The organism is Agromyces bauzanensis, from assembly GCF_014645655.1.
In the GTDB taxonomy this organism is placed as follows: domain Bacteria; phylum Actinomycetota; class Actinomycetes; order Actinomycetales; family Microbacteriaceae; genus Agromyces; species Agromyces bauzanensis.
Map to the genome: position 1 here is coordinate 12598 of NZ_BMMD01000014.1, position 11766 is coordinate 24363.

11 protein-coding genes and 2 pseudogenes are annotated in these 11766 nt (G+C 67.4%); 7 read left to right on the forward strand and 6 right to left on the reverse strand.

Annotated features, from left to right (window positions below):
- The first annotated feature begins 86 nt into the window (after positions 1-86).
- Both IEX31_RS12275 and IEX31_RS12280 read left to right on the forward strand, forming a co-directional pair.
- Positions 87-1592, forward strand: a complete 1506-nt coding sequence (locus IEX31_RS12275) for an aldehyde dehydrogenase family protein (RefSeq protein WP_188743724.1) — start codon at positions 87-89, stop codon at positions 1590-1592.
- An 11-nt stretch (positions 1593-1603) separates the two neighbouring features.
- Positions 1604-2698, forward strand: a complete 1095-nt coding sequence (locus tag IEX31_RS12280) for an alcohol dehydrogenase (protein ID WP_188743725.1) — start codon at positions 1604-1606, stop codon at positions 2696-2698.
- Positions 2699-2869: 171 nt separating this feature from the next.
- Here IEX31_RS12280 and IEX31_RS19610 read toward each other — a convergent pair.
- Positions 2870-3100 (reverse strand): annotated as a pseudogene (locus tag IEX31_RS19610) (family 20 glycosylhydrolase); the annotation flags it as partial.
- A gap of 420 nt (positions 3101-3520) precedes the next feature.
- Here IEX31_RS19610 and IEX31_RS18940 point away from each other — a divergent pair.
- Positions 3521-3751: pseudogene (locus IEX31_RS18940) on the forward strand (IS5/IS1182 family transposase); the annotation flags it as partial.
- A gap of 138 nt (positions 3752-3889) precedes the next feature.
- On the opposite strand, the gene IEX31_RS12295 reads toward IEX31_RS18940, so the two are convergent.
- Positions 3890-5278: a helix-turn-helix domain-containing protein gene (locus IEX31_RS12295; RefSeq protein ID WP_505579044.1), complete on the reverse strand. Its 1389-nt coding sequence runs from the start codon at positions 5276-5278 to the stop codon at positions 3890-3892.
- A 275-nt stretch (positions 5279-5553) separates the two neighbouring features.
- On the opposite strand from IEX31_RS12295, the gene IEX31_RS12300 reads away from it, so the two are divergent.
- From IEX31_RS12300 to IEX31_RS12310, 3 genes are all read left to right on the forward strand, one after another.
- Entirely contained in the window at positions 5554-6477 is a 924-nt protein-coding gene (locus IEX31_RS12300) for an alpha/beta hydrolase (RefSeq protein ID WP_188743728.1), read from the forward strand.
- 62 nt (positions 6478-6539) lie between these two features.
- Positions 6540-8153 (forward strand): flavin-containing monooxygenase, encoded by a 1614-nt coding sequence (locus IEX31_RS12305; RefSeq protein ID WP_188743729.1) that lies wholly within the window; start codon positions 6540-6542, stop codon positions 8151-8153.
- A gap of 112 nt (positions 8154-8265) precedes the next feature.
- Complete coding sequence (locus IEX31_RS12310) at positions 8266-8406, forward strand: hypothetical protein (RefSeq protein ID WP_188743730.1); 141 nt, start codon at positions 8266-8268, stop codon at positions 8404-8406.
- A 127-nt stretch (positions 8407-8533) separates the two neighbouring features.
- Here the strand turns inward: IEX31_RS12310 and IEX31_RS12315 are convergent, their stop codons facing one another.
- The 3 genes from IEX31_RS12315 to IEX31_RS12325 form a co-directional block, all read right to left on the reverse strand.
- Positions 8534-8731: a hypothetical protein gene (locus IEX31_RS12315; protein WP_188743731.1), complete on the reverse strand. Its 198-nt coding sequence runs from the start codon at positions 8729-8731 to the stop codon at positions 8534-8536.
- 139 nt (positions 8732-8870) lie between these two features.
- The gene (locus tag IEX31_RS12320; protein ID WP_229662326.1) at positions 8871-9815 is read right to left on the reverse strand and encodes a diacylglycerol/lipid kinase family protein; all 945 of its coding nucleotides are present in this window, start codon (positions 9813-9815) and stop codon (positions 8871-8873) included.
- A 32-nt stretch (positions 9816-9847) separates the two neighbouring features.
- A complete protein-coding gene (locus IEX31_RS12325) occupies positions 9848-10021 on the reverse strand; it encodes a hypothetical protein (protein WP_188743732.1) in 174 nt (57 codons plus the stop codon).
- A 183-nt stretch (positions 10022-10204) separates the two neighbouring features.
- Between IEX31_RS12325 and IEX31_RS12330 the strand changes: the two genes are divergently transcribed.
- Positions 10205-10630 carry a hypothetical protein gene (locus IEX31_RS12330; RefSeq protein ID WP_188743733.1) on the forward strand — a complete coding sequence of 142 codons (426 nt, stop codon included), beginning with the start codon at positions 10205-10207 and terminating at the stop codon, positions 10628-10630.
- A 57-nt stretch (positions 10631-10687) separates the two neighbouring features.
- Here the strand turns inward: IEX31_RS12330 and ku are convergent, their stop codons facing one another.
- Complete coding sequence (gene ku / locus IEX31_RS12335) at positions 10688-11620, reverse strand: non-homologous end joining protein Ku (protein ID WP_188743734.1); 933 nt, start codon at positions 11618-11620, stop codon at positions 10688-10690.
- Positions 11621-11766 lie beyond the last annotated feature (146 nt).

Sequence of the window (11766 nt, forward strand, 5' to 3'; positions counted from 1 at the left end):
CGGCGCAAAGAGCCGGTGATTCAATCGGTGAGACGCGAAGCACTCGACTGGCAGGCAACCTCGGTCGGGAATCAAGGAGGATTCTGATGACGGTCATGCAAGCACCGGGCGCGACGGGCAAGCACGCGGGGTTCACATTCGTCCCTGGCGCGGAGCCGAGGCCGGAGCTGCTCATCGACGGTCGCTGGCAGGCGACGGGCAGCGTCATCGAAGTGCGGGATCCCGCCACCGATACGGTCGTCGGCGTGGTCGCCGACGGATCTCCTGCGGATGGGCTCGCCGCGCTGGATGCCGCAGCGGCGAGTCAGCCGGCGTGGGCAGCCGTTTCGGATGTGGAGCGATCTCGCCTGTTCCGTGAAGCCGAGGCCCGCCTCCTGGCCGCCCGTGACAACATCGCCCGAACGATGGTGCTGGAGAGCGGGAAGCCCCTGGCCCAGGCCAACGTCGAGATCGACGCAGCGATCCAGTACTGGACCTGGTACGGGGGCCAGACCGGCCAGCATCGCGGCACCTACGCGCCGTCCTCCGACGGGTCGTTCACGGTCATCACCAACCGAAAGCCCATCGGACCGAGCCTGCTCATCTCGCCCTGGAACTTCCCAGCCCTCACACCATTGCGGAAGATGGCCGCGGCCCTCGCGGCCGGGTGCACGATCATCGTCAAGTCTGCCGCCCTGACCCCCCTGACGAGTGCGCTGCTTGTGGAGGCGGTCGAAGGGGCGGGCTTCCCGCACGGCGTCATCAACCTCATCCACACCTCGGACTCCTCCGGTCTCTCTCGGGCGCTCATGGCCGACGAGCGGCTGAGGAAGGTCAGCTTCACGGGCTCGACCGAAGTCGGCCGGACGCTCATCGCCCAGTCCGCCCACAACATCATCTCGACCTCGATGGAGCTGGGTGGCAACGGCCCATTCATCGTGCTCGACGACGCCGACCTCGATCTCGCGGTAGAGCATGCCATCGGGTCCAAGTTCCGGAACAGCGGGCAGGTCTGCGTCGCCACGAACCGCTTCATCGTCCAGCGAAGCGTCGCGGACGAATTCGGTGAACGATTCGTCGAACGTGTCAAGCAGCTGCGGATGGGTCACGGGCTCGATCCCGAGACCGACCTCGGCCCGGTCATCAACCGCCGGGAGCGTGACCGGATCATCGACTCGGTCGCCAGGTCGCGCGCCGCCGGTTCGAAGCTCCTGCACGGCGGCGAGGCTGTCGAGGGTCCCGGAAGCTTCATGCACGCGGCCGTGCTCGAGGCTGCGAGCCCCGATGACCCCCTTGCCCACGAGGAGATCTTCGGGCCCGTCGCGGTCACCTATCGCGTGGACTCTGCGGCCGACGCGATCGCGTTCGCCAACGACACCTCCTTCGGTCTTGCCGCCTTCGTCTTCACCACCGACGTCGCACGCGGTCTCGCTGTCGCGGGCGCGCTCGAGAGTGGCGTCGTCGGCCTCAACCGCGTCGGCGTGACCGAGCCCGCCTCGCCGTTCGGGGGGGTCAAGTCTTCGGGGCTGGGTCGCGAGGGCGGCCCGGAGTCCATCCTCGAGTTCATGGAGGAGCAGTACATCGCCTTCGCCTCGACCACCTCGGTCGACTGAGAGGAGCCGAAATGTCGGCCAACGCTTACGCCGTCCTGGAGGAGAACGGACCGATCACGACCATCGAGGTCGATGTTCCGCCGCCGACCGGTCGGGCCGTCGTGCTCGAGGTGACTCACGCCGGGGTGTGTCACTCGGACACCCACATCCGCGAAGGCGGCTACAACCTCGGCAACGGCTCCCTCCTGAGATTGGCGGACCGCGGCATCAACTTCCCCATCACGATGGGCCACGAGATCGTCGGACGGGTGGTCGCGGTCGGCGAGGAGGTGGTCGGTTGCGCGATCGGGGATCTTCGGCTCGTCTACCCATGGATCGGCTGCGGCGAATGCATCCACTGCCTCGCGGGCCACGATCCGCTCTGCGCCCGCCCCGCCGCCATCGGGGTCGCGAGGCCCGGCGGCTACGCGGAACTCGTCAGCGTTCCCGATGAGAAGTACCTCTTGGATTTCGATGGGGTCGAACCTGCCCTGGCCGCGACCCTCGCATGCTCGGGAGTGACGGCATACAGTGCCACGACCAAGGCCCTTGACGCTCGCGAGCCCACGGACCCCATCGTCGTGATCGGTGCCGGCGGTGTCGGCCTCATGGCGATCGCGACGCTCAGCGCTCGTGGGCATCGGAGCATCGTCGCGGTGGACGTCAATCCCGCCAATCTGGAGGCGGCGCGCGGGCTCGGAGCGACCACGACGGTGCTGGCGACCGGGGAGAACCCCGCAGAAGCGATCCTCGCGGCGATCGGCGGACCCGCGAGCGGCGTCATCGACTTCGTCGGGAGCTCGACCACGGCGAACTCCGCGCTCGACGTGCTCGGCAAGGGAGGGCGACTGATACTCGTCGGCCTCTTCGGCGGCGAGCTGAAGGTGCCGACCGTCGTCGCGACGATCAAGATGCTCTCGGTGTTGGGGAGCTATCTCGGCGACCTTCAGGACCTGAGGGAGATGCTTGCACTGGCGCGCGGGGGACAGCTGCCGAGCATCCCGATTCAGCCGGGTACCCTGGATCGCGAATCGGTCGCCGCTTCGCTCTCCAAGCTCATTTCGGGTGAGGTGCGGGGCCGGATCGTGCTGTCGCCGAACGCTGAGACCGCCACCGTCGAACGCTGAAACCGTAATCGTCTGGAGCAGGCGGGCGTCCGAGGTGACCGCGGGGATCGGCCACTCCACCTCGACGGACTGGAACCAGTTCCATCCGCGGCGGTCCCACGCTCTGCTTTGCGCTGCGAGTCGCTGTGAGTAGTCGTCCCAGCTTGTGTCGCCACGCGGCCCCCACGCCTTCTCTGCGGCACCTGCGAGTCGCGGCATAAGGAGGAGTTCGAGGTCGTCGCGGTCGGTGACTGTCTCGCACCACACTGCCGCTTCGACTCCTGCGATCCGCGAGTCGTCGGTAACGAGGGGCGTGACATCGGCGGGATCCCATTCGACCCCATCCCTCAGTGACGCGGGCGGGTAGACCGGGAGCCCGAGGCGCGCGCTGCTCGTTCTGAACGGGATCGATGGATGCCGCACGTTCCGCGTCTGCGGAACGGTGTGTGGCGGAGGGCGTGGATCTCGTCGCGGCCGTTCGTGACGAGTTCGGAGTTCAGATCTCCGCTCCTGACGGAACGGTGATCGCGGGTGTGCCGTTCGAGCAGCCCGACGACGCCGCGCGATCCAATGTCGGGATCCTCGCCACGGTCGTTGGGATCCTCTACGACGACATCAACTATGGCGGCGGCACGCTCGTGTTCACGGGTATTCCCGAAGGGTGCACGACTGGTTATGCCTACGGGTACACGTCTCTGAGCGGCGTGGGCTGGAATGACCGGGCCTCGTCGATGCGCGGGTACCAAGGCTGCAGGACGGCAGTCTGGGAGAACGAGTACCCCATCGGGGCGTCCTTCGCCTATACGCCCGGTACGTATCACCTTGGTGCGTTGAACGACAAGGCGTTGGAAGGCGGCGTGCGGGTTCGCGGTGACGCAGTCCGCGTTCCACCCGTCGGTGTTGACGTATTGGCGGCGCCGGCTCGCGGCCAGCGACCGCCCGTACCGCATCTTCGACGCGGTGACCACGGTGATCACCGAGTCGGGTGCCGTGAGTGGCAGGCGGCGGCGGGCGATCGATTCCACGATCCTCGACGACCCGGCCGCCCGGGACGCGCTGGTGTCGGCGTTGGTCAACGATGCGCTGACGGTGCTGGCCGCACTCGACGGCGTCGAGCTGACCGCCCACGGGCAGTTTCACATGGCCGTCAACAGATTCCCGCTCGGACCTTTCGGTTCAGGTCGTCGACACCCTCAATCGCCGGCGACACTCTCAATCGGCGAGGTACTGCCGCTCGTCGATCCCATAGGCCCGCATCTTCCGCCAGAGGGTCGTGCGTCCGATGCCGAGCAGTCCGGCAGCCTTCGCCCGATTCCCATCGGTGACCCGTAGCGCGGTCTCGATCGCTCGGCGTTCGGCGGCGGCGATCCCGCTCATCGGCGTTCCTCGAAGGCGCATCGCCTCGGGGAGCGCCGACAGCGGGATGGTGCCGATCGGGAACTCTCGAGCCAGCCGGTTGAGAAGCTCCTCGAGTTCGGCGACGCCCCCGGGCCAATCCCATCGGAGGAGCGCCTGCATGGTGGCGGGACTCAGCGTGATGCCACACGACTCGCGAAATGCTCGAATCATCACCGCGATCCGCTCCGGGTCGTCTCGCAGCGCCGTCGCCGAGTCGGATTCGGCGGGGTGCCTCTGCTCCACGGCACTCGGTCGGGCGCTGCCGGTCGAATCGCCGCCCGCCAGCGTCGGGGGCTCGCAATCGTCGAACTCGACGATGTAGGCGTGGACACCATGCGGGTCGCCGATCCGGTGGGCGACGCCCTTTCTGCCGGCGACACTGATCGGGTGGTCGCCGAGCGACCAGTCGCAGGCCCGCAGATGCTCCCAGATCAGGACATGGTTCTCGGGTGAGACGAGTGGGAGTCCTCCGATGCTGCTGAAAATGCCGTCTCGACTGATGACGAGGGTCGGCCGCTGCACGGCGTTGCGCAACATGAGGTCGAGTACCGCGCGGAGGTGCGTCGGCATGGTGTGGTCGACATACTCCTGCTCGATCTGGCGAGCCGCCTGACGCGCGACGGTCAGCATGATCTGCGACGCAGTGCTCGCCGGTGCGGCGACGGAGACCGAGCCCAGGACCCGCCCGGTCGAAAGGTCGAGGATGGGGGCACCGGCGCACGCCAGGGACTGCAACGCGTCATTGAAGTGCTCCGCGCCGCGCACCAGGACTGCAGCGCGCTCCTCGATCGCGGTCCCCAGGCCATTCGTGCCGAGCGCCACCTCAGAGAAGTCGAAGCCTTCCGCCGCCAATGCCTTGTCGAGGCGACGGGCGTGGGCGCGGTCCCCCACTCGTCGAGCGACGATCCGCCCGGTGCGATCGGACAGGAACAGCGCGACCGAAGAGTCTTCAAGGCTGGGGAGCCAGTGTTCGAGGACCGGGAGCGCTGCGCGGAGCAGCGGCTCTGTCGCGTCGCTTTCGATCACGAATCTCGCGGGGGCTGACGGCTCTGCGGTCATGATGGAGCGACGCCAGCTTCGTTCGATCGTGGCGCGAACGCGACGTTGCCGCGTGATCAGGGACGTGATGTTCCGCCCAGAACTCAGGAGTTCCTGTCTCGCAGCCTGGACCTCGGCTGCGGTGTGCGCCTCTGCGATGGACATGATACGTGAACCTGCTCCCGCACTTCGTCGTGCTTTCCAACTATGGTGCACCACGATTGGGCCCTCATAGATACCGAATGCAAGCGCCTTTGATGCACTGTGCGCATCGGTTCTCTCGCGCTCGCAACAGAATCAAGGCCAGACGACGGAAAGCCGGGGCGCAGATCGGGAGTGTTCCATTTCGGAACGCACCGCACCGTCGGGCGGCTCGTACAGTGACTCGTGCTCGGTGCGACAGCGCACTCAGAGATAGGCATTACGACAAAGGAGTTCTGATGACCGCCGTGAAGGACAGCGCCGTGAAGGAAAGCGCCGTGAAGGAGAGCGCACTGCGCGACCTCTACCTCGACTGGTCGAACCTGATGGCTACGAAGGAACTGGACACGCGTCTGTTCCGGTCGATCTTCGACGAGTGGCACCAGCCGACGGTCGAGCCCGAAGGGGTCACGTACAAGGAGGAGGTGGTCGGCGGGGTGCCCGGCATCTGGGCGCTGCCGATCGGGGCCGACGCCGACAAGGTCGTGGTCTTCACGCACGGTGGCGGGTTCGCCGTCGGATCCGCCTCCAGCCACCGCAAGCTCGCCGGTCACCTCGCCAAGGCGGCCGGCTGGACCGCCTTCGTGGCCGACTACCGGAGGGCTCCCGAGCACCCGCACCCCGCCCAAGTCGAGGACGGCGTCTCCGTGGTTCGGGCGCTGCTCGACCGGGGCATCAAGCCTGAGCACATCGCCACCGCCGGCGACTCCGCCGGCGGCAACCTTGCGGTGGCGATCCCGCTGGCGCTCCGCGAGAACGGACTCCCGCTCCCCGGCCACGTCATCGCGTTCTCGCCGTGGCTCGACATGGAGAACAAGCTCGAGAGCCTCGAGACGAACGACCTGACCGATGCGCTCATCTCTACTCCGCTCCTCGAAGGGATGATCGCCGGGGTCCTCGGCGACAGCGTCAGCCCGACCGCTCCCCTGGCGAACCCGCTGTACGCGGACTTCAAGGGATACCCGCCGCTGTACATCACGGCCGGCTCGGTCGAGAGCCTGGTCGACAACGCCAAGCACCTGGCGGAGAAAGCGAAGGCGGCCGGCGTCGACGTCACCCTCAACATCGCGGAGGGTCAGCAGCACGTCTACCCGTTCCTCGCGGGCCGGGATCCGGAGGTCGACGCAGAGCTCGTGACCATCGGCAAGTGGCTCAACGCCTGATCGCCCGAACACCTCGAACGTCAGCAGAAGAACACTTCGAACGTCAGCAGAAGGAGTACACAATGACTACGAACAACGTCGACTACGACGCCATCGTCATCGGCGCAGGGTTCGGTGGCATCTATCAGCTGCACACCCTGCGCGACGATCTCGGCATGAACGTGCGCGTCTTCGAGAAGGGCCCGGGCATCGGCGGCACCTGGTGGTGGAACAGGTACCCGGGCGCGATGTCCGACACCGAGAGCCCCTACTACCGCTACTCGTGGGACGAGGAGTTCCTCCAGGATTGGAGCTGGGATCACAAGTACATCCACCAGCCCGACATCCTCCGCTACATCGATGCCGTCGTTGACCGGTGGGACCTGCGCAAGGACATCCAGCTGAACACGGAGATCACCTCGCTCATCTACAACGAACAGAACGACACCTGGACGGTCGGCTCGAAGAACGGTGAGACCTGGACCGCGCGGTACGTCGTGACTGCGCTTGGCCTGCTCGCTGCGGTGAACATCCCCGACATCCCCGGCAAGGACGCCTTCCAGGGCAGGATCGTGCACACCGCTGAGTGGCCGGACGACCTCGATCTGCATGGCAAGCGCGTCGGCGTCATCGGCACCGGCTCGACCGGCACGCAGTTCATCGTCGCCGCGTCCAAGCAGGTGGAGCACCTCACCGTGTTCCAGCGCAATCCGCAGTACAGCGTGCCGGCGGGCAACGGACCGGTCACCCCCGAGGAGGTGGCTGAGTACAAGACGCGCTGGCCGGAGATCTGGAACCAGGTGCGCAACTCGAACGTCGCGTTCGGATTCGAGGAGTCGGCGATCGCCACCACGGACGTCACCCCCGAACAGCGGGAGCAGATCTTCGAGGATGCCTGGAACCGCGGCAACGGCTTCTACTTCATGTTCGGCACCTTCAACGACCTAGCGGTCAGTGCTGAGGCGAACGAGTACGCCGCGGACTTCATCCGCCGGAAGATCGCGCAGATCGTCGAGGATCCCGAGAAGCGCCGCCTGCTCACCCCGACGCTGCCGTATGCGAAGCGCCCGTTGTGCAACAACAACTACTTCGACGTGTACAACCAGGACAACGTCGAGCTCGTCTCCGTCCTCGAGAACCCGATCGTGGAGATCACCCCGACCGGTGTGAAGACCGCGGACGGCGCCGAGCACGAACTCGACGTGCTCGTCTTCGCCACGGGCTTCGACGCGGTTGACGGCAATTACCGGCGGATGGACATCGTCGGCCGCGGCGGCGAGACGATCGACGAGCACTGGTCGGACGCCCCGACGAGTTATCTCGGCGTCGCGACCGCGGGCTTCCCGAACCTGTTCATGATCCTCGGCCCGAATGGTCCCTTCACGAATCTGGTGCCGACTATCGAGGTGCAGGTGGAGTTCATCACCGAGCTGATCCAGAAGGCGGAGAAGGACCAAGTCGTCATCGAGGCCACGCAGGCCGCCGAAGACGAGTGGACCGAGACGTGCCGGACCATCGCCGACTTCACGCTCTTCCCGAAGACGGACTCGTGGATCTTCGGCGCCAACATCCCCGGAAAGAAGCACACCGTGTTGTTCTACCTCGCGGGCTTGGCCGCCTACCGTGGCGTGCTCGCCGAGTTGGAGGCATCCAACTACAAGGGCTTCAGCCTGAAGCCGGCATTGGTATCCGTCTGACGCCGGGGTCGGAAGTCACAGGAAGCCGAAAGGAGACAGGATGACGAAGGAGACTGGAATGGGCGATTGACTCGCCGGCAGGGTAGCGATCATCACCGGAGCCGCCAACGGGATGGGACGTGCAGATGTGCTGCGCCTCGCCCGGGAGGGGGCGAAGGTGCTCGGCACGGATGTGGACGAGACCGGACTCGACGAGACCGTGGCGATGGCGACCTCCGCCGGGGGACGGCGGTCGGCCTGCGGCAGGATGTGACCGACGGGACTCGTTGGACGGAGATCGTGGCAGAGACCGAGCAGCAGTTCGACCGGCCGAGCAGCAGTTCGACCGGCTCGGAGTCCCGCCGCGAGCAACTGGCTGCCGCCGACCGCGACGATCAGGATCACTGCAGGCCAGGTGAACGACGTGAAGGGCCCCGACGCCAGGACGCCAGCATCGACATCGGCATCCCGAGTCCGTCCGTGGCGAGGATGGCGACCCCGCCGCCGATCGCGGACACCGCGTTGAAGACGGTGACCGAGACGAGCGCCCAGAACACGAGCCTCCGCAACGCGCTGTCTCTGAGATGCGGATCGATCACGATGGTCTCCAGTCCTGCGTCAAAGGAACCGGCGGCTCCTCACGGCGATCCAACTGTCCCACCGCACCGACCACAGGGTCGAAGGTACTGCTTGGGTGAGCAGAACCGCGAGCGCTGAGCCGCGGCATCCGCTCGACCGCTATTGCCCTTCGGCGGGCACCCGCACGGCGAGGCCACCGGCCTCGACCCAGGTGCGGAACGCCTTCGTGCGCCCGAAGCCGTCGCCGTCGAGCTCGAGCTCCTCGGGGCGGCTCAGCACGACGTCGATCCGGCGACCCTTGATGTAGCGCAGCGCGTCCACATCCCGGCTCACGAGCTTGCGGCCGACCTTGGTGCGGCGCAGCACGCCGTTCTCCCAGATGACCTTGACGAAGATCTGCAGCCAGCCCCACGCGCTCTCGGGGCGCAGGAACACGGCCTCGAATCGTCCGTCGTCGATCGCGGCGTCGGGCAGCAGGAGGATGTTGGCGGGCAGCGAGCCGCAGTTGCCGATGATGAGGGTGTGCGCCGAGACCGCTCGGGTGCCGTGCCCGTCGAGGCGGTACCGCATGCGCAGTCGGTTCTTGTCCCTGAGCGCCTTGCGGATGGCGTCGACGTAGGCGAGCCATCCGACCTTCGCCTTCAGATCCTCGTCGGTGTGCGACAGCATCTTGGCGTCGAGTCCGAGCCCCGCCATCACCAGGAAGGCCCGGCGCTCGACCCGACCGTCTTCCCGGCGGATGTCGGCCCACGCGAGGTCGATCTTCCGATCGCTACCCGTGAACGCGACGTGGATGGAGTTCGCGAGGTCGTCGAGCGTGAGGTCGAGGTTCCGCGCGAGCAGGTTCCCGGTGCCGGAGGGCAGCAGGGCGAGCGAGGCCGCCGAGCCGGCGATCACCTGGGCGACGGCGCGCACGGTGCCGTCACCGCCCGCGGCGATGACGAGATCCGCACCGTCCTCGAGGGCCCGGTGGGCCTGTCCGGTGCCCGGGTCCTCCTCGGTCGTCGCGAACCACCGTGTCTCCGCCCAGCCCTCGGTGCCGGGCTCGGCCGCGACGGCGGCGCGGAGCTCGTCGACGTCGACCTTGACCGGGTTGTAGATCACCGCGGCGCGACGCTTCGCGGCATCCGGCGCGCTCAGCGGTCGACCTCCTCGGGCACCGGGTCCGCCTGCTTCGCCGCCGTCTCGGCCTCACCGGCGGGGCTGTAGCTCACGTCCCTGCGGGTCTGCTCCGTGTCGCTGAGCGGTTTCGGCTCGCCGGGCTTCGACTCCGGATTGCGCGGCGAAGCCGTCTCGTCCTGCGTGCTCATGACGCCGAGCCTAGGTCGGTCCGCCTGCGATCGCAGCCCCTTGACGCGCCCGGCGTCGACATGCGTGCCCCCGCTCACGGGCGGTGGTGGGCGGACGTGCCCAGGGTGGCAGGATGTCGGCGGCGGATGTCGGTGGTCGCCCGATAGGCTCGGAAAACACCAGATCACAGGGAGTATATGCAAATGCAACGAATCAAGATGTCTGCCGCGCTCGTCTTCGCCGGCGCCCTGCTGCTGTCGGGTTGCGCCGCCGGCGGCGGGAACGGCGATGCGTCGGGCGACGCGTGCGAGACAGTGCGTACCGAGGCGCGCGACATCTCCAACGGCGCGCAGAACGCGCTCGCGGCGGGTGGCGACCCGAGCGACGTCCAGTCGGCGCTCGAGGGCTACAGCGAGCGTGCCGCCGCACTCGGCGACGAGAACGAGGACGTCGCCGACTCCGCCGAGGCGCTGGTCGGGGCACTCGACGAGGCGGCTGCCTTTGCCGAGACACTGCCGACCGATCCCGAGGCCGAGGTCGACGCCGAGGCCGTCGCCGAGCACCAGACGGCGATCCAGGAGGCTGCGGCTGAGGTCAGCAGCGCGTGCACGGCTGACGCCGAGGGCTGAGCCACATCCCACGAGTGCGGCGCGCGGCATCCGATCGACTGATGCCGCGCGCCGTCGTCATGAGGCGGCCTTCTTCTTCGCAGGGGCCTTCTTCTTCGTGCCGTCGCCGGTGCCGGAGGCCTTCGACCCCGATGACCTGCCCTTCGACCCGGCCGATGCGGTCCCGGCCTTCGCGGCACCCTTCGCCGTGCCGGCGCCGCCACCGCCCTCGCGCTTGGCGGCGATCGACTGGCGCAGCGCCTCCATGAGGTCGATGACCTCGCCGCCCACCTCCTCGGGCTGCTCGCCGAACGTCGCCGCCGTGTCGAGCGCTTCGCCCTGCTCGAGCTTGGCCGCGATGAGCGTTCGCAGCTCCTGCTGGTACTCGTCCACGAACTGCTCGGGCTCGAAGTCGGAGACGAGGCTCTCGACGAGCTGCCGCGACAGGTCGAGCTCCTTCGACGAGATCTTCACGGGCTCGTCGAGTGACGGGAAGTCGGCGGCGCGCACCTCGTCGCTCCAGAGGAGGGTCTGCACCATGAGCACGTCGCCGTGCACGCGCAGCGCCGCGAGCCGGGTCTTCTGCCGGAGCGCCATCTGCACGATGGCCGTGCGGTCGGTCGACTCGAGCGTGCGGCGCAGCAGCACGTACGCCTTCGACGATGCGGAGTCGGGTTCGAGGTAGTAGCTGCGGTCGTACATGATCGGGTCGATCTGGTCGGTCGGCACGAACTCCACGACCTCGATCTCGCGGCTGCGCTCGGCGGGCAGCGCCTTCAGGTCCTCGTCGGTGATGACGACGGTGCGCTCGCCGTCGTCGTACGCCTTGTCGATGTTCTTGTAGTCGACGACCTTGCCGCAGACCTCGCACTTGCGTTGGTAGCGGATGCGCCCACCGTCCTCGTCGTGCACCTGGTGCAGTGACACGTCGTGGTCCTCAGTGGCGCTGTACAGCTTGACGGGCACATTGACGAGGCCGAATGTGACCGCCCCCTTCCAGACGGCTCGCATGCCTCAAGTAGACACCCCGGCCCCGGTCCCGGCCAACCCCCTTGATTTCTGGTCGCACGCGAGGCCGACTGTTAACGTTCGCCGCCGAGTGAGACCGGTAGCGCCGCCGGATCCGACCCGATCGTTAACGTTCGGCGATGGAAGGG

Coding starts and splice junctions, on each gene's coding strand:
- IEX31_RS12275 (WP_188743724.1), top strand. CDS start 87: ATGACGGTCATGCAAGCACCGGGCGCGACGGGCAAGCACGCGGGGTTC.
- IEX31_RS12280 (WP_188743725.1), top strand. CDS start 1,604: ATGTCGGCCAACGCTTACGCCGTCCTGGAGGAGAACGGACCGATCACG.
- IEX31_RS12295 (WP_505579044.1), bottom strand. CDS start 5,278: ATGTCCATCGCAGAGGCGCACACCGCAGCCGAGGTCCAGGCTGCGAGA.
- IEX31_RS12300 (WP_188743728.1), top strand. CDS start 5,554: ATGACCGCCGTGAAGGACAGCGCCGTGAAGGAAAGCGCCGTGAAGGAG.
- IEX31_RS12305 (WP_188743729.1), top strand. CDS start 6,540: ATGACTACGAACAACGTCGACTACGACGCCATCGTCATCGGCGCAGGG.
- IEX31_RS12310 (WP_188743730.1), top strand. CDS start 8,266: ATGGGACGTGCAGATGTGCTGCGCCTCGCCCGGGAGGGGGCGAAGGTG.
- IEX31_RS12325 (WP_188743732.1), bottom strand. CDS start 10,021: ATGAGCACGCAGGACGAGACGGCTTCGCCGCGCAATCCGGAGTCGAAG.
- IEX31_RS12330 (WP_188743733.1), top strand. CDS start 10,205: ATGCAACGAATCAAGATGTCTGCCGCGCTCGTCTTCGCCGGCGCCCTG.
- ku (WP_188743734.1), bottom strand. CDS start 11,620: ATGCGAGCCGTCTGGAAGGGGGCGGTCACATTCGGCCTCGTCAATGTG.